Consider the following 22,734-nt stretch of genomic DNA (forward strand, 5'->3'; position numbering starts at 1 on the left):
TCATACCTTCTTCACCTGCGGCTTGCCGCCGAACAGGCCCTGCGGCCGCACCAGCAGCACCACCATGATCGCGACGAAGGGCGCGACCACGATGGCGTTGGACGAGACGAACAGCCCCACCAGGTTCTCGACGATGCCGATGACGAAGCCGCCGACCACCGCGCCCGGCAGGCTGGTGAAGCCGCCGACGATGGCGGCCGCGTAGGCCAGGATCGCGATGTGGCCGATGTCGGGCGTGATCAGGATCTTGGGCGTGATCAGCAGCGCCGCGATGGCCGAGAGCAGCCCGGTCAGGGCCCAGATCTTCATGCGGATGGTGCCCAGCTTCACGCCCACGATCTGCGCGCCGCGCGGATTCATGCCGACCGCGCGCATGGCCTGGCCGGTGCGGGTGCGCGTGAACATCAGGTACAGCAGCACCATCACCACCACGGCGGTGCCGAAGATCGCGAGGTCGAGCAGCGTGAGCGAGGCCTGGCCGATGGTGATCGGGTCCTGCGGCACCAGCGAGGGCAGCGAGCGCGGCGTGTCGCCCAGCCCGGTCTTGCGCACCAGGCCCTTGAGCAGGTAGGCGAAGCCCAGCGTGGCGATCACGAGCTGCACGCCGACGCCGCGCGAGGCGGTCACGCGCTGCATCACCACGCGCTGGAACAGCGCGGCCACGAGCGCCGTGACCGCGAGGCTCGCGAGCACCGCGCCCCAGTAGGGCCAGCCCCACACCACCAGCGGGAACAGCGCGAGGTAGCCGCCGGCCATGAAGATCTCGCCCTGCGAGAAGTTCGGCACGTCGGTGGTCTTGAAGACCATGACGATCGCCACCGCGAGCAGCGCGTAGACGCTGCCGGTGACGATGCCGGACAGCACGCCCTGCTGCACGAACAGCCAGATGTCGGAAAGGCTCATGAGATCGCAGCCGTCCTCAGGGCTTGTACTTCCACACGCTCTTGTAGCTGCCGGGCACGAGCGTCATGTTGGTTGCGTCGAACTTGATGTAGATGGCCGCCTCCTGCGCCGCCCGGTCGTCGGGACCGAACTCGATCGGGCCGGCCATCACGCCGGAGTCGAACTTCATGGTCGACAGCGCCGTCAGCACCTTCTCGCGCGTGGGGCTGGGGCCGGCCGCCTTCAGCGCATTGACCACCGCCATGGCCGAGGGAATGCCGTAGGGCATGTAGGTCTGCGGGTAGCCGGGCTTGGCCGCCAGCTCGGGGTAGGCGGCCTTGTACATGTCGTAGACCCACTTGAGCTTGGGACCGCCGGGCACGTCGGCCAGCACTTCCTGGATGTAGACGTTCTTGAAGGCGTCCTTGTTGCCCACGTTCTCCACCAGCTGCTTGAGGTCGGCGGTGGAGTTCACGGCCAGCACGATCGGCTTGTTGAAGCCGAGCTCGAAGGCGCGCTTGACGATCAGGCTCACGGGCCGCGCGTAGGTGGTGAGCAGCAGCACGTCGGGGTTGGCGGCCTTGATCTTGAGCATCGGCGCCGTGACGTCGGTGATGTTCGGGTTGACCGACTGCACCTGCAGGTCGACGCCGCCGAGCGCCTTGGCCTGCGCCTGGGCCGACTCGAGGTTCCAGCCGCCGTAGGCGTCGTCGTGGTTGATGTAGCCGATCTTCTTCGCCTTCAGGTGCTCGCTCGCGAACTGCACCATCGAGCCGCCGACCGCATGCTGCGAGATCGAGAACGCGCCGTAGATGTACTTGGAAGGCGGGTACAGCGCGCCGTCGCCCGAGGCGTTGAGCATCACCAGCGGGATCTTCGCGCGCTCGACGTATTCGCGCGCGCCGACCACGGCGGCCGAGCAGGAGCCGCCGTTGAGCAGGAACACCTGGTCCTGCTCGGTGAGCTTCTTGACCGCGGCCAGCAGGTCGTTGGCGTTGCAGCGGTCGTCCTCCACCACGAGCTCGATCTTGCGGCCGTTCACGCCGCCTTCCTTGTTGATCTTGTCGTAGTACATCTTCGCGGCGTTGATGACGTCGAAGCCGTAGTTCATCGACGCACCCGACATCGGCGAGAACATGCCGATCTTGATGGTCTTGTCGGTCAGGCCGGGCTCGGCCTGCGCGGCGGCGGTGCCCGCCAGGGCGCACAGCGCGGCGCCGAATGCCAGGGCGAGAAAATTCTTCTTCATGACGTGTCTCCGTTGGTATGGGTGAGTGAAAGGCGCCGCCCGGTCGCTGGCGCCGGGCGTTACTGCATGCGGTAGCCACCGTTGACGTCGATCACGTTGCCCGTGATGTACGCCGCCTGCTCCGACACCAGGTAGTCGACCGCGCCGGCCACGTCGTCCACCGTGCCGATGCGCCCGAGCGGGATGTTGGCGGCCGCGGCCGTCAGCGCGCCGCTGCTCTGCACGGTGCCGCGCAGCATCTCGGTGTCGATCAGGCCCGGCGCGACCGAGTTGACGGTCACGCCCAGGTGCGCCGACTCGCGCGCCATGGCCTTGGTCAGGCCCAGCACCGCGGCCTTGGCGCCGATGTAGGTGGCGCTCGAGCGGTAGCCGCCGAGCTGCGCGGCCACCGAGCCGAAGGTGACGATGCGCCCGTGCGCCACCGGCCGAGCCTCGCGCCGGCGCAGGTAGGCGCGGCCGCAGAGGAACACGCCGCGCGCGTTCACGGCGAAGGTGCGCTCCCAGTCCTCGAGCGAGGTGTCCTTGATCGGCGAGCGCTCGCCGCCGGGCATCAGCAGCAGGCCGGCCACGCAGACCACCACGCCGACCGGGCCGATGCCGGCCTCGATGTCCTCGAAGGCGGCCTCGACCGCGGCCTCGTCGCTCACGTCGAACTGGCGTGCATGGTGGCCCGCGCCGAGCGAGGCGGCCACCGCACGCGCGTTGTCGCCGTCGATGTCGGCCACGACGACGCGCAGGCCGCTGGCCGCGAGGCGCCGGCACACGGCCTCGCCGATGCCGCGGCCGCCGCCGGTCACGAGGGCCAGCCGGCCGGGGGCTTGTGCATGATGTTCCGCCATGGGATGCGAGGTCTCCGAAGCCGCGTCGGATGCGGCGTGAAAGTGAATCGAGGACCGCATTGTGTATACATGCTCATCTTTGGACGCCCTCGTTTTCCCTTATTCGACGACTATTGAACCAGTTTCCACGGCATCATGTATACCTGACATGGACACACTCTCCCAACAAGTCACCGAGACGCTGCGCACCTGGATCCTGCACGGACGGCTCACGCCGGGCACGCGGGTGGAGGAGGTGCCGATCGCCGAAACCCTCAAGGTGTCGCGCACGCCGGTGCGCGCCGCGCTCGCCGCGCTGGCGATGGAAGGGCTGATCGATCACCAGCCGAAGAAGGGCTACCTGGTGCGCGCCTTCGCGCTCGAGGACATCCTGGCCGCCTACGAGGTGCGCTCGGTGCTCGAGGGCCTGGCCTGCCGGCGCTTCGCGGCGCTCGGCGTGGACGACGCGACCGCCGCGCTGCTGCGCGACTGCCTGCGCACCGGCGACGAGATCCTGGCCAAGGGACGGCTGCTGCTCGACGACCTCGCGCCCTACCAGCAGATGAACGTGACGCTGCACAACACGCTGATGCAGGGCGCGCGCAATCCGTGGGTGGTGCGCTTCGGCGCGCAGGCGCAGGCCGTGCCCTTCGCCTCCGACCGCATCATGCTGTGGCACGACCACGGCGTGATCCTGCGTTCGCACGACGACCACCACCGCATCGTGCAGGCCGTGATCGACGGCGACGCGGCGCGCGCCGAGCAGCTGATGCGCGAGCACGTGTACTACGCGGGCATCCTGCTGCGCGACAACTACCAGCGCGTGCTCGACGAGCGCGCGGGCAGCGCGGTCGCGCAGGACCCGCCGCTGGCCTTGAGCAACGGCGCCTAGGAGGCGCCCTGCGCGGCTACTTCTTCAGCGCCCGGATGCGCAGCATGCCTTCCTGCGCCGTCGAGGCCACGAGCCGGCCGTCGCGCGTGTAGATGCTGCCGCGGCACAGGCCGCGCGCGCCGCTCGCGCTCGGCGAATCGAGCACGTAGAGCAGCCAGTCGTCGAAGCGGAAATCGCGGTGGAACCACATCGCGTGATCGAGGCTCGCGGGCCGCACCTGGCCGGTCATGAAGCTCAGGCCGTGCGGCAGCATGGCGGCGCGCAGCAGGCCGTGGTCGGAGGCGTAGGCCAGCAGCGCGCGGTGCACCATCGGGTCGTCGGGCAGCGGCGCGATCGCGCGCATCCAGATCGCGCTGTCGGACGCGGGCCGCGGCACCGGCGCGAGCAGGTCGTCGGGCTGGACCCGGCGGTACTCGATGCCGTGCGGCTCGATCGCCTTGCTGCGCCAGGGCTCGGGCAGCCGGTCGCCGAGCGCGATGCGCTGGTCGAGCTCGCTGACCAGGCCCTCGGGGCCGGCCACCTCGGGCATGTCGATCTGGTGCTCGACGCCGTCGTCCACGGTCTGGAACGAGGCCGACATCTCGAAGATGATGCGCTCCTGCTGGCGTGCCACCACGTGGCGGGTGGTGAAGCTGCGGCCGTCGCGCACGCGGTCCACGCTGTACTCGATGGGCGCATGCTCGCCCGGCAGCAGGAAGTAGGCGTGCATCGAATGCACGGGCCGGTCGGCGCCGACCGTGAGGTTGGCCGCCATCAGCGACTGTCCCAGCACCTGGCCGCCGAACACGGCCGGCGTGCCGATGTCCTCGCTCTGCGCCAGGAAGCGGTCGCCGCCCTGGGGTTCGAGCTGCATGAGGGCGACGAGTTCGTCGACGAGGCGGGCGGCGGTGGCGGGATCGGGGGTCATCGGGAGCGGCTGGACGAAAAGAGAGAGCCGCAAACGATAGCAAACATGGGGCCAGGGGGCTGTCGCGCGCGCTTCGCGCGCCCCCTGCGCGCACTTCGCGCGCCCCCTGCCCCCCGCTGCTGCCCCTCAACGGTCCAGGTCGACCCCGTCCGCCGCCAGCTTCGCCTGCAGCGCCGCCACGTCCACGTCGGCGAACGCGCCGCTGCCGAGCGTGGCCGCCGCCGTGCCCGCGGCCTGCCCCATCACGAAGCAGCCGCCGCTGGCGCGCGCGGCCGACTGGCCCTCGTGCGTCATCGAGGCGCAGCGGCCGGCCACCAGCAGGTTGGCGACCGTGCGCGGCACCAGCATGCGCCAGGGCAGGTGGTTGTAGGCGTTGTCGGCATCGCGCGGGAAGGCCCACTCGATGCGGCCATCGGCATGCATCTCCATCGGCCAGGCATTGAGGCCGATGGCGTCGTCGAACCTGGCCGACGACAGGATGTCCTCGCGCTCGAGCGCGTACAGGCCCTGGATGCGCCGCGTCTCGCGGATGCCGACCTGCGGCGCGATCTCGACGATGGCCGACTGCGCGAAGCCCGGCACCTCGGCCTTGAGAAAGCGGAAGTACTCGGCGATCTGGCGCCGGCCCTCGAGCTCGCCCTCGGTGAGTTCGCGCGCGTCGACGCCGTTCATCGCGCGGCCTTCGGAATTGCGGATCTGCGTGACGTTGGCACGCCATTCGCGCGGGTCCTTGTTGGGGCGCAGGATCGCGCCCTCGCGCGGGAAGCGGTAGGCGCCGGGCTTGCTCGCCTCGGCGCGCGCCATGAAGTCGTTGATGGCCTTGAACTCGCCCACCGCCTCGAGCGCGGCCGGCGCGTCGACCTGGCCGATGCGGAACATGGTGGTCGGGAACAGGCCGCTGCCGTGGCCGTCGCCGACCTCGAAGGGCACGCCCGCGAAGGCCGCCACGTCGGCGTCGCCGCTGGCGTCGACGAAGGCATTGGCGCGGATCGCCTGCCGGCCCGACTTGGTCTCGACCACCAGCGCGGCGATGCGCTCGCCGTCGTGGATCACCGAGGCCGCGAGCGCATGGAACAGCAGCTTCACGCCGGCCGCCTCGAGCAACTGGTCGGCCGCGAGCTTGTAGGCCGAGGTGTCGTACGAGCGCACGCGGATGCGCCCGCCCATGCCGTCCTGCGGATCGTTCATGCCGTTGAGCGCGACGATGCGCTCGACCAGTTCGTCGACCACGCCGCGCACCAGCTGCGTCATCTGGCCGCGGCGCTTGCCGTACAGGCCCGCGAAGTTGGTGACGCCGCCCGCCGTGCCCATGCCGCCGAGGAAGCCGTAGCGCTCCACCAGCAGGGTGCTGGCGCCGTGGCGCGCAGCGCTCACGGCGGCGGCGATGCCGGCGGGACCGCCGCCGACCACCACCACGTCGTAGCTGCCGAAGACCGGCAGCGAACGCGACGGCTCGGCCATCGTCATTGCAGCCGTCATTGGAGAGTGATGCCCTTGGTCGAGATGATCTTGGTCATGATCGCGGCCTCGTCGTTGACGCGCGCGCGCATGCCGTCGGGCGAGGTGCCCACGGCCTGCCAGCCCTGCTCGAACAGCTTCTGGCGCACCTCGGGCTGCTTCATCACCACCTCGAGTTCGCGCCCGATGCGCGCCTGCGCGGTCTTCGAGAGGTTGGACGGGCCCAGCAGCGCCACCCACACCTCGAGATTGAAGTCGCGCACGCCGGCATTGGCCAGCGGCGGCACCTCGGGCACCAGCGCGCTGCGGCCGGCGGTCAGGCCGATGGCCTTGAGCTTGCCGGCCTTGATCTGCGGCATCGCCACGCCGGGCGGGATCAGGCCCATCTGGATCTGGTCGCCGAGCATGCCGGTGATGACCTGCGGATTGCCCTGGTAGGGCACGTGCTCGGGGTTGAAGCCCGGTACGCGGCTCTTGAGCAGCTCCATGCCCAGGTGGCCGACCGAGCCGATGCCCACCGAGCCGTAGTTCCACTTGTTGCCCGCCTTGCGGCCGGCGTCGAAGAAGGCCTCGCCCGAGGGCAGGTTGTTCTGCGCCACCAGCACCAGCGGCGCGGTCGCGATCAGCGAGAGGTAGGTGAAGTCCTTGACCGGGTCGTAGGGCAGCTTCGGATAGAGCAGCTTCGACGAGGTCAGGTTGCCGTTGATGACGATGCCCAGCGTGTGGTCGTCGCTGGCCTTGGCCACCGTGTCGGCCGCGATGTTGCCCGAGGCACCGGGCTTGTTGTCGACCACGATCGGCTGGCCCAGCGCCTTCGACAGCGGCTCGGCGATGGTGCGCGCGGCGATGTCGGGCGTGGAGCCGCCCGGGAAGCCGACGAGCAGGCGGATGGGCTTGGTGGGCCAGGCGGGCGCCTGCGCGCTCGCGGCCAGCGGCAGCGTGGCGGCGGCGAGGCCGCAGGCGATCAGGAGGGCTCTCTTGGTGGCTTGCATGAAGAGGAATTGTCAAAAAGTGTCAAAACAGGCGGGCAGCTTAACTGCCCCAAGCAAGGCACGGGCCGCTATTCGAGGCTGATGTTGCCCCTGCGCACCAGCTCGCCGTAGACCTTGGACTTGGCCTCGGCCTGGCGCTCGATCTCCTCGGGCGACCAGGCCAGCGGCTCGAAGGCGAAGGTGTCGAAACGGGCGCGGATCTCGGGGTCGGCGATGACCTTCGCCACGTCGGCGTTGATCTTCGCCTTGATGGCCGCCGGCACGCCCTTGGGCGCGAGCAGCGAGACGAAGGAATTGACCTCCAGCCCGGCCGGGCCGCCGGCCTCGGCCATGGTCGGCACATCGGGCATCTGCGGGATGCGCTTGGGCGCGGCCACCGCGATGTAGCGCAGCTTGCCGGCCTTGTAGATGCCCTGGCTCGAGGGAATGCTCGCGAAGGCCCATGGCACTTCGCCGGTGCCCACGTTCGAATACAGCTGCGAGACCTCGCGGTAGGGCGCGTGGCGCATGCGGATGCCGGTCAGCGCCTCGAGCTGCTGCGCGCCCAGGTGGCCCGGGCTGCCCACGCCCCAGGAGCCGTAGACGATGGCGTCGGGATCGGCCTTGGCCGCGGCGATCAGGTCGGCCATGGTCTTCCACTTGGAGTCGCTGCCCACGGCCACGAAGAAGGGCGTGCGGAACAGCGAGGCCACCGGGTCGAAGTGCTGCAAGGTCACGAAGTTGCGCGACTTGTACAGGTGCGGCAGCGCCGCCACGTGCTCGCTGTCGAGCTGCAGCAGGGTGTAGCCGTCGGGCGCGGCGCGCCGGGCCTGGTCGATGGCGATGAAGCCGCCGCCGCCGGGCCGGTTGTCGATCAGCACGCGCTGGTTCCACAGCCGCGAGAGCTTGTCGGAGACCAGCCGCAGCACCGCGTCGGGGCCGCTGCCGGCCGCGAAGGGCGTGACCAGCGTCACGGGCTTGTTCGGATAGTCGCCGGCCTGGGCCGCCGCGCCGCCGGCCATGGCCAGCGAGGTCAGGGCGAGAAGGCCGGTCAGCAGTGCGCGCGGGAAGTTCATGGTCGTTTGTCTCCGTGGGCCTGGGGCCTCGATGGTTGTGGATCTTGAAGGCGTCGGGTGTCAGTGCGGCGAAAGCGCGGCGGCCTCGGCGCGTGCCGATCGGCGCAGCGCCTCGGGCGCGTCATCCAGGCAGCGCTCGGGCCGCCAGGCATAGAGCCACTCGACCGCATCGTAGAAGCGCTCGGGCGTGCGGCCGGTCCAGAGACTGTTGCGCACCAGGCGCTCCACGCCCCTGGCATGGTAGAGCCGCCCCATCTCGCGCACCGACAGCACCACGCGCGCCGTGCGCGCCACGCGCGCCGCCTCGTAGAGCCGGAAGGCGGCCGGCAGGTCGAAGTCGCAGGCCTTCACGGCCTCGCCGAGCGTCACCGCGTCCTCGAGCGCCATGCAGGCGCCCTGCGCCAGGTACTGCATCATCGGATGCGCGGCATCGCCCAGCAGCGTGGCCGCGCCCTCGCTCCAGCGCTCGACCGGATCGCGGTCGGCGGTGCTCCAGCGGCGCCACGAGGTCGGGCGATCGAGCAGCTGGCGCGGGCGCGCATGCACGCCCTCGAAGTACGACAGCACCTCTTCCTTGCTGCCGTCGGTCACGCCCCATTCCTCGCGCTCGCGGCTGTGGAAGGTGACGACCAGGTTGTATTGCTCGCCATGGCGCAACGGGTAGTGCACCAGGTGGCAGTTCGGGCCGGCCCAGACCACGGGCGCGTTCCAGCGCAGGTCCGCCGGCATGTCGGCCGCCGGCACCACCGCGCGGTAGACCACGTGGCCCGAGACGCGCGGTGCGTCGCCGATCAGCGCCGCGCGCACCACCGACTTCACGCCGTCGCAGCCGACGATGGCATCGGCCTGGAAGCGCCGGCCGTCGCGCGTGACAGCCACCACGCCCTGCCCCCGAGTGTCGAGGGTCTCGACCTGCGCCGAGGTATGGAAACGGATCAGCGGATGCTGCTTCACGGCCTCGTGGATCGCGCCGTGCAGGTCGGCGCGATGGCTCACGGCATAGGGGTTGCGAAAGCGCGCGCGGAAGGCCTCGCCGACCGGCACCGAAGCCACTTCCGAGCAGTCGACCGCATCCATCATCACCAGCCGGTCGGTGAACACCGAGCCCCGGCGCACCGCCTCGCCCACGCCCAGCGCGTCGAGCGCGGCGAAGGCATTGGGGCCGAGCTGCAGGCCGGCGCCGATCTCGCCGATGGCGGCGCTCTGCTCGAGCAGGTCGATCGACACGCCCAGGCGCGCGAGCGCCAGCGCGGCGGCCATGCCGCCGATGCCGCCGCCGACCAGCAGCACGGTGGGGGAAGGGGTCGGGCTCATGCGCGGCTCGCTCAGTCGATGCGCACGCTCAGCGACGGCAGCCGCTCGATGCTGACCTTGATCGTCTGGCCGGGCTTCACCGCGCCCACGCCTTCGGGCGTGCCGGTGAAGATCAGGTCGCCGGGCTGCAGCGCGAACAGGGTCGACAGGTTGGCGATCACTTCGTTGACCGACCAGATCAGGTGCGTGATGTCGCTCTTCTGGCGCACCTCGCCGTCGACCTCGAGGCGGATCTCGCCGGCATCGATCTCGCCCACCTCGGCCAGCGTGCGCAGCGGCGCGATCGGCGCCGAGAAGTCGAAGGCCTTGCCGATCTCCCACGGCCGGCCCTGCTCGCGCATCTTCATCTGCAGGTCGCGGCGGGTCATGTCGAGGCCGACGGCATAGCCGTGGATGTGGCTCGCGGCCTGTTCCACCGGGATGTCGCGGCCGCCCTTGCCGATGGCGACCACCAGCTCGGCCTCGTAGTGGTAGTTGGCGGTCAGCGCCGGATAGGGAATGGCGCCGGTCGCGCCCTCGGCCACCGGCACCACCGAGGCGTCGTCGTTGGGCTTGCAGAAGAAGAACGGCGGCTCGCGGTCGGGATCGAAGCCCATCTCGCGCGCATGGGCCGCGTAGTTGCGGCCCACGCAGTAGACGCGGCGCACGGGGAACTGCTTGTCGCTGCCGACGATGGGCAGGCCGACGATGGAAGGGGGCGTGAAGACGAAGGACATGAGGGCTCCTGCCGCGTGGGGCGGCAACGGTCGAGGGAAAGGAAAAAAACGAAAGGGCCGGGGCTCAGGCGTTCTCGAGGAAGGCTTCGCGCAGGATTCCCATGGCCTGCTGCACGGGCCGGTCCGAGAAGCTGAAGAGCACGCAGTCGCCGTTGGGCGCGTGCAGCGTGAGCGGCGCCCACGAGGGCACGACGAAGGTGTCGCGCGGCCCGAACTCGAAGCGCTGGCCCGCGATCTCGGCGCTGCCATGGCCTTCGACCACGCTGTAGACGCTGCCGTCGGTCGCGCGGTGCGTCTTGCCCGCGAAGCCCTTCGGCAGCAGCTGCAGATTGGTCGAGATGGTCGGCATCGGCGAGCCGCCCGTCAGCGGGTTGATGTAGCGCAGCTTGTGGCCCAGCCACGCATCGGGCGCTTCCTGCTTCTGCAACTGCGCGAGCGCCTCGCGGCTGCGCGCATAGGGGTAGTTGAAGATCGGCGAGGTGGCCGACACGTGGTCGTGCCGCACCGGCACCATGTTGTGGCCGAAGCGCGCAAGGCTGTGGCCCTCGGGCCGCGCCACGTGCTGCACCTTGGCGTCGTCGTTCTCGGCGAAGCCGGCGTCGAAGAAGCGCAGCATCGGGATGTCGAGGCCGTCGAGCCAGACCACCGGCTCCACCACGCCTTCGATGCCCTCGTTGCCATGGTCGTGCCAGGCCCACGAGGGCGTGATGATGAAGTCGCCCGGGTACATGGTGGTGCGCTCGCCGCCCACCGTGGTGTAGGCCCCCTGGCCGTCGACGATGAAGCGCAGCGCCGACTGCACGTGGCGGTGCGAGGGCGCCACCTCGCCCGGCATGATCAGCTGCAGCCCGGCATAGATCGACTGCGTGATCGAGGAGTTGCCGGGCAGCGCCGGGTTCTCGAGCACCAGCACGCGGCGCACGGCCTCCTCGGCCGTGATCAGGTCGGCCGACTCCATCAGCAGCGGGCGGATCTCGTCGTAGCGCCACAGCGCGGGCACGCAGGGCGTCTGCGGCTCGCGCGGCACCAGCGCATGCAGCGATTCCCACAGCGGCGTGAGGTGCAGCGGGCGGATGCGGTCGTAGTAGTCGCGGCGCTCATCCGCATTGGAAGGCGCGGCGCGGGCGGTGGAGGGGTTCATGGCGTGTCTCTCGCGGTGCATGGCGCGGCGGCGACTTGGGGCGCCGGCCTGGTTAGAACTTCCGAATCAATGGGATCATCCGCCCGCACTACTATTGGCGCAATGGGGGACCGGCGATAGCTCCGATCCTGTTTTTCGATAATGGTGGCCCGCGGGCCGCAGACCACGAGGGCCGCGCCCATGGCACAACTCGATCTGGAATGGCTCTTGGTGTTCGACGAGGTCTACAAGACCGCCAACGTCTCGAGCGCCGCCGAGCGGCTCGGCATCTCGCAGTCGGCCGCGAGCACGGCGCTCGCCAGGCTGCGCACCCACTTCGGCGACAAGCTGTTCGTGCGCACCTCGCGCGGCATGGAACCCACGCCCTATGCGCGCCAGACCCAGCCGCTGGTGCTCGACATCCTCGACCGCCTCAACCGCGCCAAGGGCGGCCGCGCGGTGTTCGACCCCGCCACGGCCGAGCGCAGCTTCCGCATCTGCATGACCGACATCAGCGAGGTGGTGCTGCTGCCGGGCCTGCTCGACCACCTGCGGCAGGTGGCGCCGGGCGTGCGCATCGAGACCGAGATCATCTCGACCGAGAGCGGCCGCCGGCTCGAGGACGGCGCGGTCGACCTCGCGGTGGGCTTCATGCCGCAGCTCGAGGCCGGCTTCTACCAGCAGACGCTGTTCATGCAGAACTTCGTCTGCCTGGCGGCGCGCAACCATCCGCGCGTGGGCGCCCGGCTGACGCGCAAGCGCTTCGAGGCCGAGGCGCACGCGGTGGTGGCCTCCTCGGGCACCGGCCATGCGATCGTCGACAAGACCATCGCGCGGCTCGGGCTGCGGCGCCACGTGGTGACGCGGCTGTCGAGCTTCCTCAGCGTGGCGCGGATCGTGGCCCACACCGAGCTGCTGGTGGTGGTGCCGCGCATCCTCGGCCAGGTGCTGGCCACGCAGGAGCCGGTGCAGCTGCTCGAGCCGCCGTTCGAGCTGCCCTCGTACGCGGTCAAGCAGCACTGGCACGAGCGCTTCCATGCCGACGCCGGCAATGCCTGGCTGCGGCGCACGCTGGCGCAGCTGTTCAACGAAGGCGAGGCGGCGGGCCCGGCCTGAGCCGGTGGCATGGAGCTTGCGGCCCGGCGGGCATGCCTGGACGACGGGCGGCGGCCGAACCGTCATGCGCGCCCTCGCATAATCGCCTCCCCCACGTCCCGGCCCCCACGGCCCCTTCCCGAAAGCACAAAGGCACAGCATGTCTTCCATCACCCTGCGATTCCTCGCCGAGCCCAACACCGTCAACTTCGGCGGCAAGGTCCACGGCGGCACGGTCATGAAGTGGATCGACGAGGCCGGCTACGCCTGCGCCACGAGCTGGGCCAAGCGCTACTGCGTCACCGCCTTCATCGGCAGCATCCGCTTCCACCGCCCGATCATGATCGGCGACCTGGTCGAGGTCGAGGCGCGCATGGCCTACACCGGCAAGACCAGCATGAACATCTCGGTCGAGGTGCGCAGCGGCGACATGAAGGGCGGCGCGATGGAGAAGACCACCGAGTGCCTGATCGTCTTCGTCTCGGTCGACTCGCACGGCCGGCCGCTGCCGGTCGAGGCCTACGTGCCGGGCACGCCGGGCGAGATGGCGCTGGCCGAGCGCGCGCGGGCGCACCTCGACGCGAGCCGCGCGGCCTCGGGCAACCCCTGAGCGGTCCGCAAAGACCTGAATAGGCAAAAGGCTCTAACCGCGCGCGGCCGGCGCGGCTAGAGTTCGGCGGTTTCCGGCAGACCGCCCCTCCCCGCTTCCCCCTTCATTCGGACCGCACATGGCCACCCAGGACGACGACCGCTTCGACAAGACCTCCGACCGCATCAAGGATTCCGCGCAGCAGATCTGGCTGGCCGGCCTCGGCGCCTTCGCCAAGATGCAGCAGGAGGGCAGCAAGGCCTTCGAGTCGCTGGTCAAGGACGGCGCGGGCATGCAGAAGCGCACCCAGCAGGCGGCCGAGGAAACCCTGTCGCAGGCCCAGGCCCGCATGGCCGGCTTCGCGAACGAGTTCGGCACCAAGGCCGCGGGCCAGTGGGGCAAGCTCGAGAACATCTTCGAGGAACGCGTGGCGCGCGCGCTCGACAAGCTCGGCATGCCGCCGCCGGCCGAGGTGGCCGCGCTGCAGGCGCGCGTGACGGCGCTCGAGGCCGAGCTGGCCGCCCTGCGCGGCGCGGCCGGCACCGCGAAACCCGCCGCCAGTCCGGCGCGCGGTGCGCGCGCCGCGCGCCACGCCAAGTCGGTCGAGACACCGGCACGCAAGGCCACGGTGCGGCGCAACAAATCGAGCGGCGCCGAATAAAGCGGCTTTCCGGCCTCGAAGCGGCCGATTCCGGCGCCGAATGCGCGCCGAGGCGCTGCCAGGCGCATCGCGCATGCGGCACTGCACAAACGCAGTGCCCCGCAAATCAATGTCCCCTGCGCGCTTCGCGCGGCGTTCCTGCGCTAGAGTGTTTCCAAGAGACAACCCGGGAGCACCGACATGGCCAGGAAAGCGCCACGCCGCACTGCACAACGCATTCTCGAAGCCGCGCTGGACCTGTTCAACCGCTTCGGGGAGCCGAACGTCTCCACCACGCTCGTGGCCGGCGAGCTCAACATCAGTCCCGGCAACCTCTACTACCACTACCCGGCCAAGGAAGAGCTGATCAACAAGCTCTACGAGGGCTACGAGACCGAGCTCGGCGAGCTGCTCCATGCGAGCGAGGGCATCCACGACGTGGAGGACGCCTGGTTCTTCATGCACAGCCTGTTCGAGCTGATCTGGCGCCACCGCTTCCTCTACCGCGACCTCAACGACCTGCTGAGCAAGAACCGGCACCTCGAGACCCAGTTCCAGCTCGTGCTCAAGCACAAGGTGCGCGCGATGCGCCAGCTGATCGCCGGCCTGGGCCGCGCCGGCCACCTCGAGATCGACGCGCAGGAGGTCGACACGCTGGCGCAGAGCATGGTGGTGGTGCTGACCTACTGGCTCAGCTACGAGTACGTGCGCAACCCGCGCCAGGCGCTCGAGCCGGCCCATGCGCAGGCCGCGCTGCTGCGCGGCGCCCGCCACACCCTGCACCAGCTCGCGCCCTATCTCGGCGCCGAGCAACGGCGCCATTTGCTGACACTGGGCCAGGCCTACGGCGGCGAAGATGCCGCCAGCAGCCCTTCCGCCTCGTCCCCTGCCGATATGGCCGCCTGAACCATGTCCCCCCACGATTTCAAACCGCTCCCGCTGATGTCGACCGCGACGGCCGGCGGTACGCCCGGCACCGCCGGTTCCAGCCCCTGGGCGCCGCTGCCCTACGCCGACGTGCCGCGCTTCGATGCGCGCAGCCTGATCGCGCACTGGGCGCGCTTGCATGCCGGCCACGAGATGCCGGCGCCCGAGCACAACGAGGCCCTGGCCGAGGGCTGGGCGCTCTATCACAGCGGCGAGTTCGAACGCGCCGCGGCCATCGGCCTGCTGCACGGCGCCGAGGGCCTGGCGCTGGCCAACCAGGCGACCGCGATCTATGCCAACTACCTCGAGCCGCGCGAAGCCGTGCGGCTCGCGATGTTCCGCCAGGTGGTGGAACGCGCCGGCGCGCAGGTCGCGGCCGAGCCCGACGATTGCCAGGCGCTGTACTGGCAGGCCTATGCGATGGGCCGCTACAGCCAGGGCATCAGCGTGGCGCGCGCGCTCGCGCAGGGCCTGGGCACGCGGCTCAAGGAGGCGCTCGAACGCGTGATCGCGCTCAAGCCGCGCCATGCCGACGCCCACGTCGCGCTCGCCGCCTTCCATGCCGAGGTGATCGACAAGGTCGGCGCGCTGGTCGGCCGCATGACCTACGGCGTGCGCGCCGAGACTGCCGTCGAGCTGTTCGAGCACGGCATCGCGCTGCATCCGCATTCGGCCAGCGCGCTGATGGAATACGCGCGCGCGCTGCTGATGCTGCATGGCGACGCGCGCATGGCCGAGGCCACGCGGCTCTACGAGAAGGCCGCGGCGCTCAAGCCGGCCGACGCGAAGGAGCGGCTGGACGTGGAGCTCGCGCGCGCCGGCCTGTCCGAATAGGCCGCCGCCACGGCGGGGGATCCAGTCGGCGCGCGGCTGCGTACTGACCGGATGACCCGCCTTCCACACACCCCTCCCGAACGCGCCCCCGCGGCGCGCCCCAGGCACCCGCTCGGCTGGCTGGCCCTGTGCGCGTGCGCCGCGCTCACGGCCTGCGCGACGCCGGCACCGACGATCGCGCCGGTGCCGGCGGTCGACATCGCGCGCTTCATGGGCGACTGGTACGTGATCGCGCACATCCCGACCTTGCCGGAGAAGAACGCGTTCAACGCCGTCGAGTCCTACGCGCAGCGGCCCGATGGCCGCATCCAGACCGACTTCCGCTACCGCGACGGCAGCTTCGACGCGCCGGTCGAGACCCTGCATCCCGTGGGCACCGTGCGGCCCGGCACCGGCAACGCGGTCTGGGGCATGCAGTTCATCTGGCCGATCCAGGCCGAGTACGTGATCGCCGACGTGTCGCCCGACTACCGGAGCACCATCGTCGCGCGCAGCCAGCGCGACTACGTCTGGCTGATGGCGCGCACGCCCGAGCTGGCGCCCGAGGCCTACGCGCAGGCGCTGCGAAAGATCGAGGCCCTGGGCTACGACATGGCGAAGCTGCGCCGGGTGCCGCAGCGCTGGCCGGAACGCTGAGCCGGCCGCCGGCACGCGGGGCACGCGGGGTTCGCGGGGGCTGGGCACAATCGCGGGCATGCACAGTCCGCTCGTCTCCGGGATCGCCTACAGCGTGCGCAGCTACGCGGGCGAATACGCCGGCCACGACCATGCGCACGCGCAGATCATGTTCGCGCTGGACGGCCGCATGGAGCTGGAGATCGGCGGCCGCGCCGCCTTCACCGACACCTCCTGCGGAATGATCATTCCGGCCGGCGTGGCCCACACCTTCATGTCGCCGCGCGGCGTGCGCATGGTGGTCATCGACACGCCCCCCGCCACGGGCGTCGACCGCATCCGGCGCTTCGCGGTCACGGCGGCCTGCAGGAACGACGTCGACCCGGCCCGGGCCGCGCAGCACCTGGCGCACGTGCTCGAGGCGCCCTCCATCCTCGCGCGCCGCAGCATCGACCTGGCACGGCTCGACACCGCCCTCGGCGGCGCGCTGCACGAGCCCTGGAACACCGCGCGCATGGCCGCCCTGTTCTTCCTGAGCCCGCAGCGCTTCCATGCGCGGCTGCTCGAACTGACGGGGCTGTCGCCGCAGGCCTACCTGCGCGCGCGCCGGCTCGACGCCGCCCAGCGCCTGCTGCGCGGCGGCCTGCCGCTCGAAGCGACGGCCCTGCGCACGGGCTACCGCTCGGCCAGCGCCCTCGGCTTCGCGCTGCGACGCGACCGCCAGTCGGGCGCCCGACACGCGCGCGCGGGCTGACGAGGTCGAGAGTCTCTCGACAGTTGCCGCGGCCGCGGCGCTGGAGGATGCGCGCATGACAAAGCACGCTTCCCTCACCGGCGCCGGCATGGTGCTTGCCGCCGCCGCGCTCTGGGGCACGACCGGCACCGCCCAGAGCTTCGCGCCCCTGGACACGTCGCCCTTCTGGATCGGCACGCTGCGCATGGCGATCGCCACGCTGTTCTTCGCGGCCTTCATCGGCTGGCGACGGCAGCGCGGCGAGCCCGTCGCGCTGTCGATGGCGCCGGCCACATGGCGCTGGGTGCTGCTCGCGGGCCTGTGCATGGCCGGGTACAACCTGAGCTTCTTCGCGGGCGTCAGGGCCACGGGCGTGGCCATCGGCACCGCGATCGCCGTGGGCAGCGGGCCGGCCTGGGCCGGATTGCTGCAGGCGCTCGTGTCTCGCACGCCACCCGCGCCGGCCTGGTGGGCGGGCACCCTGCTCGCGATCGGCGGTGGCGGCCTGATGGTGATGTCGGGATCGGGCGCAGGCTCGCGCGTCGACCTCGCCGGCCTGGCGCTGTGCCTGGGCTCGGGGCTCTGCTACGCCATCTACACGCTGGTCAGCCAGCGCCTGGTGCGCCGGTCGCCGCCGGCGACGGTCACGCTGTGGCTCTTCGCGACGGCCTCCGTGGCGGCCATGCCGGCCGCGCTGCTGATCTCCGGCCCCTTCTCGACCACGCCCGCGGGCTGGGTCCTCGTGGCCTACCTGGGCCTGGTGTCGACCGGCATCGCCTACCTGCTGTTCAGCCATGCGCTGCGGCACATCTCCGGCGCCTCGGGCGTCACGCTGGCACTGGCCGAGCCCGTCACGGCCTTCGGGCTCGCCCTGGTCGTCCTGCACGAGCGCCCGGGCCCCTGGGCCTTCGCGGGGCTCGCGATGGTGCTGGCCGGCCTGCTGATCGTGGTGTGGACCGAAGCGCGCCGGGCCCGGTGACACCGCCCCGCGCCCGCGCCCGACCTTGGCCAAGGCCCGACGGGCGCAAAAAAAAGCGCGCCCGCAGGCGCGCCCTCCCCGGTCAAGGCCGCCCGCTCAGGGCAGCTGGGTCCAGTTCTGGTTGTTGCCCCCGTTGCAGGTCCAGGTGATCAGCGCCGTGTCCTGCGTGGTGGATCCGTTCGGGACGTCGAGGCAGGATCCGGAGGCGCGGTTGCGCAGGGTCGAGCCGACCACCGTCCACTGCGTCGCATTGCCGGCCGTGCAGGCCAGTTGCACCACGGCGGCATTGGTGGTCGCGTTGCCGCTCTGCGCCAGGCACAGGCCGCTGTGCTGCGCCACGAACTGCACGTAGCCGCCGCTGCTGGTCACGGTGAACTTCTCGTTGGCGTCGTTGCCGCAGGGCCACTGCACCGCGGTGGCGCCGCTGGCGGTCGACACGCCCTTGATGTTCACGCACAGGTTGCTGGCGTCGGAGCGGATGCGCGCGACCAGCGGCGGCGCAGTGTCGAGCGAGCGCACGTACTCGCGCAGCGCCACCACGTCGGCCGGCGGCAGGCCGTTGGCGTTGCCGTGGCCGCTGTCGAGCACCGCCTGCAGCGAGGCGGCCTGGCCGTTGTGGAAGAACGAGGTCACGCTCCAGGTGCCCGACAGCGTCGGCGTGTCGAAGCCCACGCCCGCCAGCGGCTGGTTGCCGCCCTTGCCAGACGAGAGCTGGATCGTGCCCACGTCGTGCCGCTGGCCGTCGCGGAAGGTGCCGCCGGTGTGGCAGGTCGCGCACTGCGCGGTGTTGAACACCGTCTGGCCGCGCGCGGCCTCCACGCTGAGGTTGCCGTCGGCCGTGCGCGCCGGGCTGCGCATGAACTTGTCGAGCGACGAGAGGTAGGCCGCGAGGTCGTCGAGCTGCGCGTTGCGTCCGGCCTTGGGCGTGCCCAGCGGATTGGAGGTGGCCGCGTAGTCGGCATTGCTCAGGAAGCCGGTGCCGCCGAACTCGTTGCGGATGTCGTTCTCGAAGTCCTGCACCTCGTCGAAGTTGGCGCTCCAGTGCAGCCGGCCATGGCTCGTGCCGCGCCGCCCCTGCAGGCTGATGGTGCGGCGCAGGCCCTCGCCGCGCTGGGTGAAGTCCCACACCATGCCGTCGTCGCCGCCATCGGCATGACAGCTCGCGCACGAGATGTAGTTGTCCTTGCTCATGCGCCGGTCGGCGGCGTTGTAGAACACCTGCTTGCCGCGCAGCGCGGCCGCGGCCAGCGGCTCGGTCGCCACGGTCTGCACGTTGCGCACGAAGACCGCCGCGTTGCTCTCCGAGGCCAGCACCGCCGCCACGTCGTGCACCGACACCGAGCGCGCGAGGAAGTTGTTGACGAACAGGCGCTTGCGCGCGGCGTCGAGGAACAGGCCGTGCGGCGCGCTGCTGGTGTCGATCTCGCCGCGCACCGAGCGCGTGTAGGGATCGACGATCGCCACCCGGTTGCCTTCCATCTGCGCCACGAAGATGTAGTCGCCCGCGGGCGAGAACAGCGCGGCGCGCGCCGGCGCGCGGTCGTCGAAGTCGATCTGTTCGCCGGCCACGTGGGCCGCCGACTGCAGGTCGACCTGCGACAGGATCGAGCGCACGGTCTGGTCGTGCACCAGGTCGCGGCCGTCGCGGAAGCGGCCGCGCACGATGTTGTCCTTCTTCGAGGGCAGGATGGCGCGCTTGCCGTCGGGCGAGATCACGACCTGGCTCAGGTAGTTGGCCACGCCGCGCGCGCCGGCCTCGGTGTCGACGGTGGTGGTGTCCACCGGCAGCGCGATGGTCGACAGCGCGCTCATCGAGGCCAGGTTGACCTTGTAGAGCTCGCCGCCGGTCATCTTCGACTTGAAGCGCGTGACGTAGGCGATCTGGGCGTCGCCCGTGACCGCGATGCCGCGCACCGTGCCGTCGAGCGGCAGGGTGGCCGTGACCGCCCCGGTGGAGGGATTGAAGCTCACGAGGCGCGACTTGCTCTCCAGCGTCAGCAGGCCCTTGGCGCCGTCGGGCGTGAAGACCACGCCGTAGGGACCGCTGCCGTAGTCGAAGGGCACGGTGACCGAGACGCTGCCGTCGGCGGCGTTGAGCGCGACCAGCTTGTCCTCGCCCTGCACCGCGACCCAGACCCGGCCGTCGGGGCCGAGCGCCAGCGTCTTGGCCTCGCTGCCCACCGACACCTCCCACAGCTTGGCCAGGCTCTGGGCGTCGATCGCCGCCACCGTGCCGCTGTCGGGATTGACCGCGTAGACCCGGTTCGCGTCGCCCGCGATGTTGCCGGTGTGCCGCGGCGCGCTCGCGGTGACGGGCGCGATGATGGTCACGTTGTAGGTGTAGTAGGTCTCGCGGCCCGCGCTGTCCTTCACCGTCAGGGTCACGGTGTAGTGGCCGGGCGTGGTGTAGGTGTAGCTGTAGCCGGCCTGGCTCGAGAAGGCCGTGACGGTGCCGTTGCCGAAGTTCCAGCGGAACTGCGCGCCGCCGCTGCCGAGCGTGGACGGGTTGAAGTTCAGCGTGCCGTTGACCACCTTGGGCCCGCTGCCGATGCCGGGGTCGCCGATGACCGCCTGGCCGCGCAGGGTCGCGACCTCGGCGTCGCCGAGCACGCGGTTGAACACCCGCACGTCGGCCAGCGTGCCCTTGAAGAAGTCGGCATTGCCCTGGATCTGGCCCAGCCACTGGAACTTGTTCGCGAGGCCCTTCACGCCGGTGAGGCCGCTCGAGCTGGTCTTGGCGCCGTCGATGTACATGGTCTGCGCGCCCGAGCCCGCGTCGCGCGTGAGCACCACGTGGTGCCAGTTGCCGTCGTTGACCGGCGAGGTCGAGCGCGTGCCCGGGTTGTTGGTGGCCGCGTTGGCCACCGACAGGTTGAGCCGGCCGGTGTTGTCGAGCCAGCCCCAGAACACGTCGTCGGCGCCGCCCGACTGGTCGCGCCCGAAGATGCCGGGCGCGGTCCAGGCGTTGGCGCTGCCGTTCTGCGTGGTCTTCATGTAGAAGCTCAGCGAGGCGGTGCCGCCCAGCACGGTGGCCACGCTGTCGTTCTTGAGCTGCACGCCGCCCGCGCGGTTCGCGAAGTTCAGGCCGATGCTCTCGAAGGCGTCGCCACTGGCGGGCGTGCCGTCGTTGTTCGAGATCGGGTCGCTGAGCTTGCCGTTGAGCGCCCAGTGGTAGCTCAGGCCCACCTCGGCCGCGTTGCCGGTGTTGAAGGTGGACTTGAAGTCGGCGCCGATGGCGTTGCCCGCATAGTCCTTCACGCCGTTGGCCGGCAGGAACACCTCGTAGCTGGTGCCCGGCTGCAGCGGCTGCGTGGGATGGAAGTTGACGATGCCGAGCTGCACGCTGTAGGTGCCGGCCAGCGTGTTGCCGCCCACGGGCCGCACGATGAAGGTGTTGGCGTTGACGCTCTCGGGCCGGATGTTGTCGGTCATGCCCAGGCCGATGCGCGAGGTCAGCGCCTGCTGCTTCGCGCCGTTGGCGGGGGAGACCTGCTTGACCTCGGGCCGGGTGGTGTCGGGGTCGACCTGGTGCACGACGAATCCGCTGCCCGAGCCGTGGTCGTTGCCCACGAACACGAGGTTGCCGAACATCGCGACCTGGCCGTTGTCCGAATGCGAGAAGTTCGGATCGTCCTCGCGCAGGATGCTGCCGCGGCCCACCTCCACGTGATTGAGCGGATTGCTCACGTCGACCTTGTGGATGCGCGTCTGCGCGCCCTGGATCACGTAGTGGTCCTGCGTGGCGCAGTACAGCTGCTCGTCGATGACCAGGCGGTTGTCCTCGGCCACGAATTTCGAGCGGTCGCTCAGGTCGTAGCTGTACATCTTCGCGCCGCTGTTGCGGGTGGAGACATGCAGGTTCCGGCCGTCGAAGCAGGTCGCATAGTAGAACGGCGTGGTGCCCACGATGGAGTCGAGCACCTTGGGATTGAGCGGATCGGAGATATCGAGGCTCGCGAAGCCGCCGTTGCTCTCCATCGCGGTCAGCACCATGTGGTTGCCCATCGTGAAGATCGGGCCGATGCGAAAGCCGCCGAGTTCGCCGGTGGACACCGGGTTGGACTTGCCGGCGCCGCGGTTGGCGAGCACGGCGTTCGCGGGGTCGGCGGCATCGACGATGAACATGCCCCGGCCCGCCGAAGCCACGTACAGGTAGGGCGCCTGCCACCAGAGCTGCCAGGCGACGTTCTCGTAGTCGCCGGCGTTGACGCCGGGCAGCGCCAGCTTCTTCACCTGCTTGATGTCGTTGACGTCGGTGAAATCCCAGAACTCCACGCCGTTGATGCTGGGCAGCACCACGTAGGTCTTGTCGCCGATCCGCGCGGTGCCGAAGGAGTGCGTCTCGCGGAACTCGCTGGTGCGCCCCTCGGGCTCGTAGATCTTCTTGACCAGCCGGAGCTGGCGCGGGTTCGACACGTCGTACAGCAGGAAGCCGCCCGGGCCGAGGCCGCTGTCGGGGGCGAAGGACGTGAGGAAATAGCCGTTGACCATGATGCCGGCGTTCATGCCGTAGTCCTTGCGGCCCGGGTAGGTGGCGGGCACCTCGCGCGACTCGTTGGCGTTGCTGTGCGCGGGGTCGAGCGGATGCGCCGGGCTGGTGATCACCGACACCGGCTTGAACAGTTCCTCCGAGGTGTAGGTGAGGTTGCCCAGCCCCGGCCCCTGCAGCGGGAGGGGATCGGCGACGGCCTCGGACACCGCGGTCGCCATGTTGCCGAGGGTCGTCATCGGACTGACCCCGGTGATCGCCGCGTGCGTCAACAGGGTGACGAACGGCACCATCAATGCCATCAGGTAATACCGGATCTTCATCGTTTGCCTCCAAGTGTTGTTGGAAGTTCGCAGGGGAATCTGCTGACTCGTTCTTCTCTGGCTCGAATCACGACATGCGCGCGCAGCGCGCACCCCGGCGGGCGACG

20 protein-coding genes are annotated in these 22,734 nt (G+C 70.3%); 9 read left to right on the forward strand and 11 right to left on the reverse strand.

The window, feature by feature from the left end; genetic code table 11:
• From R0232_RS31950 to R0232_RS31960, 3 genes are read right to left on the reverse strand one after another with little or no spacing between them, the layout of a single operon-like run.
• Entirely contained in the window at positions 1–903 is a 903-nt protein-coding gene (locus R0232_RS31950; protein ID WP_208507742.1) for a branched-chain amino acid ABC transporter permease, read from the reverse strand.
• A 16-nt stretch (positions 904–919) separates the two neighbouring features.
• Positions 920–2,131 (reverse strand): ABC transporter substrate-binding protein, encoded by a 1,212-nt coding sequence (locus R0232_RS31955; RefSeq protein WP_208507743.1) that lies wholly within the window; start codon positions 2,129–2,131, stop codon positions 920–922.
• Between the two features lie 59 nt (positions 2,132–2,190).
• On the reverse strand, positions 2,191–2,970 hold the full coding sequence (locus R0232_RS31960) for an SDR family NAD(P)-dependent oxidoreductase (RefSeq protein ID WP_203203137.1): 780 nt from the start codon (positions 2,968–2,970) through the stop codon (positions 2,191–2,193).
• A 148-nt stretch (positions 2,971–3,118) separates the two neighbouring features.
• On the opposite strand from R0232_RS31960, the gene R0232_RS31965 reads away from it, so the two are divergent.
• A complete protein-coding gene (locus R0232_RS31965) occupies positions 3,119–3,841 on the forward strand; it encodes a GntR family transcriptional regulator (RefSeq protein ID WP_431510631.1) in 723 nt (240 codons plus the stop codon).
• A gap of 16 nt (positions 3,842–3,857) precedes the next feature.
• Here R0232_RS31965 and R0232_RS31970 read toward each other — a convergent pair whose 3' ends face one another.
• The 7 genes from R0232_RS31970 to gtdA all read right to left on the reverse strand — a co-directional run bounded on the left by R0232_RS31970 (position 3,858) and on the right by gtdA (position 11,424).
• Entirely contained in the window at positions 3,858–4,748 is an 891-nt protein-coding gene (locus R0232_RS31970; RefSeq protein ID WP_431510632.1) for an acyl-CoA thioesterase, read from the reverse strand.
• 126 nt (positions 4,749–4,874) lie between these two features.
• A complete protein-coding gene (locus R0232_RS31975; RefSeq protein ID WP_431510633.1) occupies positions 4,875–6,215 on the reverse strand; it encodes an FAD-dependent oxidoreductase in 1,341 nt (446 codons plus the stop codon).
• An 8-nt stretch (positions 6,216–6,223) separates the two neighbouring features.
• A complete protein-coding gene (locus R0232_RS31980; RefSeq protein ID WP_431510634.1) occupies positions 6,224–7,198 on the reverse strand; it encodes a Bug family tripartite tricarboxylate transporter substrate binding protein in 975 nt (324 codons plus the stop codon).
• Positions 7,199–7,266: 68 nt separating this feature from the next.
• Positions 7,267–8,253: a Bug family tripartite tricarboxylate transporter substrate binding protein gene (locus R0232_RS31985; RefSeq protein WP_431510635.1), complete on the reverse strand. Its 987-nt coding sequence runs from the start codon at positions 8,251–8,253 to the stop codon at positions 7,267–7,269.
• A 60-nt stretch (positions 8,254–8,313) separates the two neighbouring features.
• Complete coding sequence (locus R0232_RS31990) at positions 8,314–9,567, reverse strand: 3-hydroxybenzoate 6-monooxygenase (protein ID WP_431510636.1); 1,254 nt, start codon at positions 9,565–9,567, stop codon at positions 8,314–8,316.
• Between the two features lie 11 nt (positions 9,568–9,578).
• A complete protein-coding gene (locus R0232_RS31995; protein WP_431510637.1) occupies positions 9,579–10,283 on the reverse strand; it encodes a fumarylacetoacetate hydrolase family protein in 705 nt (234 codons plus the stop codon).
• 64 nt (positions 10,284–10,347) lie between these two features.
• Complete coding sequence (gene gtdA, locus R0232_RS32000; RefSeq protein ID WP_431510638.1) at positions 10,348–11,424, reverse strand: gentisate 1,2-dioxygenase; 1,077 nt, start codon at positions 11,422–11,424, stop codon at positions 10,348–10,350.
• Positions 11,425–11,604: 180 nt separating this feature from the next.
• Between gtdA and R0232_RS32005 the strand changes: the two genes are divergently transcribed.
• From R0232_RS32005 to R0232_RS32040, 8 genes are all read left to right on the forward strand, one after another.
• Positions 11,605–12,519, forward strand: a complete 915-nt coding sequence (locus R0232_RS32005; protein WP_431510639.1) for a LysR family transcriptional regulator — start codon at positions 11,605–11,607, stop codon at positions 12,517–12,519.
• A gap of 139 nt (positions 12,520–12,658) precedes the next feature.
• Complete coding sequence (locus R0232_RS32010) at positions 12,659–13,108, forward strand: acyl-CoA thioesterase (RefSeq protein WP_203203155.1); 450 nt, start codon at positions 12,659–12,661, stop codon at positions 13,106–13,108.
• A 118-nt stretch (positions 13,109–13,226) separates the two neighbouring features.
• The gene (locus R0232_RS32015) at positions 13,227–13,748 is read left to right on the forward strand and encodes a phasin family protein (RefSeq protein WP_296795332.1); all 522 of its coding nucleotides are present in this window, start codon (positions 13,227–13,229) and stop codon (positions 13,746–13,748) included.
• 180 nt (positions 13,749–13,928) lie between these two features.
• Positions 13,929–14,633: a TetR/AcrR family transcriptional regulator gene (locus R0232_RS32020; protein ID WP_093354255.1), complete on the forward strand. Its 705-nt coding sequence runs from the start codon at positions 13,929–13,931 to the stop codon at positions 14,631–14,633.
• Positions 14,634–14,669: 36 nt separating this feature from the next.
• A complete protein-coding gene (locus R0232_RS32025) occupies positions 14,670–15,488 on the forward strand; it encodes a hypothetical protein (RefSeq protein ID WP_281078242.1) in 819 nt (272 codons plus the stop codon).
• Between the two features lie 51 nt (positions 15,489–15,539).
• On the forward strand, positions 15,540–16,124 hold the full coding sequence (locus R0232_RS32030; RefSeq protein ID WP_431510640.1) for a lipocalin family protein: 585 nt from the start codon (positions 15,540–15,542) through the stop codon (positions 16,122–16,124).
• Between the two features lie 58 nt (positions 16,125–16,182).
• Entirely contained in the window at positions 16,183–16,857 is a 675-nt protein-coding gene (locus tag R0232_RS32035) for a helix-turn-helix domain-containing protein (protein WP_431510641.1), read from the forward strand.
• A 55-nt stretch (positions 16,858–16,912) separates the two neighbouring features.
• Complete coding sequence (locus R0232_RS32040; RefSeq protein WP_431510642.1) at positions 16,913–17,815, forward strand: DMT family transporter; 903 nt, start codon at positions 16,913–16,915, stop codon at positions 17,813–17,815.
• Positions 17,816–17,911: 96 nt separating this feature from the next.
• Here R0232_RS32040 and R0232_RS32045 read toward each other — a convergent pair whose 3' ends face one another.
• Positions 17,912–22,627, reverse strand: a complete 4,716-nt coding sequence (locus R0232_RS32045) for a LamG-like jellyroll fold domain-containing protein (RefSeq protein WP_431510643.1) — start codon at positions 22,625–22,627, stop codon at positions 17,912–17,914.
• Positions 22,628–22,734 lie beyond the last annotated feature (107 nt).

The organism is Variovorax sp. DAIF25, assembly GCF_050711835.1.
Lineage (GTDB): Bacteria > Pseudomonadota > Gammaproteobacteria > Burkholderiales > Burkholderiaceae_C > Variovorax.

Bases quoted from the DNA above. Each gene is read 5' to 3' on its own strand.
- R0232_RS31970 (WP_431510632.1), bottom strand. From the start codon at position 4,748: ATGACCCCCGATCCCGCCACCGCCGCCCGCCTCGTCGACGAACTCGTC.
- R0232_RS32035 (WP_431510641.1), top strand. From the start codon at position 16,183: ATGCACAGTCCGCTCGTCTCCGGGATCGCCTACAGCGTGCGCAGCTAC.
- R0232_RS32045 (WP_431510643.1), bottom strand. From the start codon at position 22,627: ATGAAGATCCGGTATTACCTGATGGCATTGATGGTGCCGTTCGTCACC.
- R0232_RS32015 (WP_296795332.1), top strand. From the start codon at position 13,227: ATGGCCACCCAGGACGACGACCGCTTCGACAAGACCTCCGACCGCATC.
- R0232_RS31960 (WP_203203137.1), bottom strand. From the start codon at position 2,970: ATGGCGGAACATCATGCACAAGCCCCCGGCCGGCTGGCCCTCGTGACC.
- R0232_RS31955 (WP_208507743.1), bottom strand. From the start codon at position 2,131: ATGAAGAAGAATTTTCTCGCCCTGGCATTCGGCGCCGCGCTGTGCGCC.
- R0232_RS32040 (WP_431510642.1), top strand. From the start codon at position 16,913: ATGACAAAGCACGCTTCCCTCACCGGCGCCGGCATGGTGCTTGCCGCC.
- gtdA (WP_431510638.1), bottom strand. From the start codon at position 11,424: ATGAACCCCTCCACCGCCCGCGCCGCGCCTTCCAATGCGGATGAGCGC.
- R0232_RS32020 (WP_093354255.1), top strand. From the start codon at position 13,929: ATGGCCAGGAAAGCGCCACGCCGCACTGCACAACGCATTCTCGAAGCC.
- R0232_RS31990 (WP_431510636.1), bottom strand. From the start codon at position 9,567: ATGAGCCCGACCCCTTCCCCCACCGTGCTGCTGGTCGGCGGCGGCATC.
- R0232_RS31995 (WP_431510637.1), bottom strand. From the start codon at position 10,283: ATGTCCTTCGTCTTCACGCCCCCTTCCATCGTCGGCCTGCCCATCGTC.
- R0232_RS32030 (WP_431510640.1), top strand. From the start codon at position 15,540: ATGACCCGCCTTCCACACACCCCTCCCGAACGCGCCCCCGCGGCGCGC.
- R0232_RS31950 (WP_208507742.1), bottom strand. From the start codon at position 903: ATGAGCCTTTCCGACATCTGGCTGTTCGTGCAGCAGGGCGTGCTGTCC.
- R0232_RS32010 (WP_203203155.1), top strand. From the start codon at position 12,659: ATGTCTTCCATCACCCTGCGATTCCTCGCCGAGCCCAACACCGTCAAC.
- R0232_RS31980 (WP_431510634.1), bottom strand. From the start codon at position 7,198: ATGCAAGCCACCAAGAGAGCCCTCCTGATCGCCTGCGGCCTCGCCGCC.
- R0232_RS31985 (WP_431510635.1), bottom strand. From the start codon at position 8,253: ATGAACTTCCCGCGCGCACTGCTGACCGGCCTTCTCGCCCTGACCTCG.
- R0232_RS32025 (WP_281078242.1), top strand. From the start codon at position 14,670: ATGTCGACCGCGACGGCCGGCGGTACGCCCGGCACCGCCGGTTCCAGC.
- R0232_RS32005 (WP_431510639.1), top strand. From the start codon at position 11,605: ATGGCACAACTCGATCTGGAATGGCTCTTGGTGTTCGACGAGGTCTAC.
- R0232_RS31965 (WP_431510631.1), top strand. From the start codon at position 3,119: ATGGACACACTCTCCCAACAAGTCACCGAGACGCTGCGCACCTGGATC.
- R0232_RS31975 (WP_431510633.1), bottom strand. From the start codon at position 6,215: ATGACGATGGCCGAGCCGTCGCGTTCGCTGCCGGTCTTCGGCAGCTAC.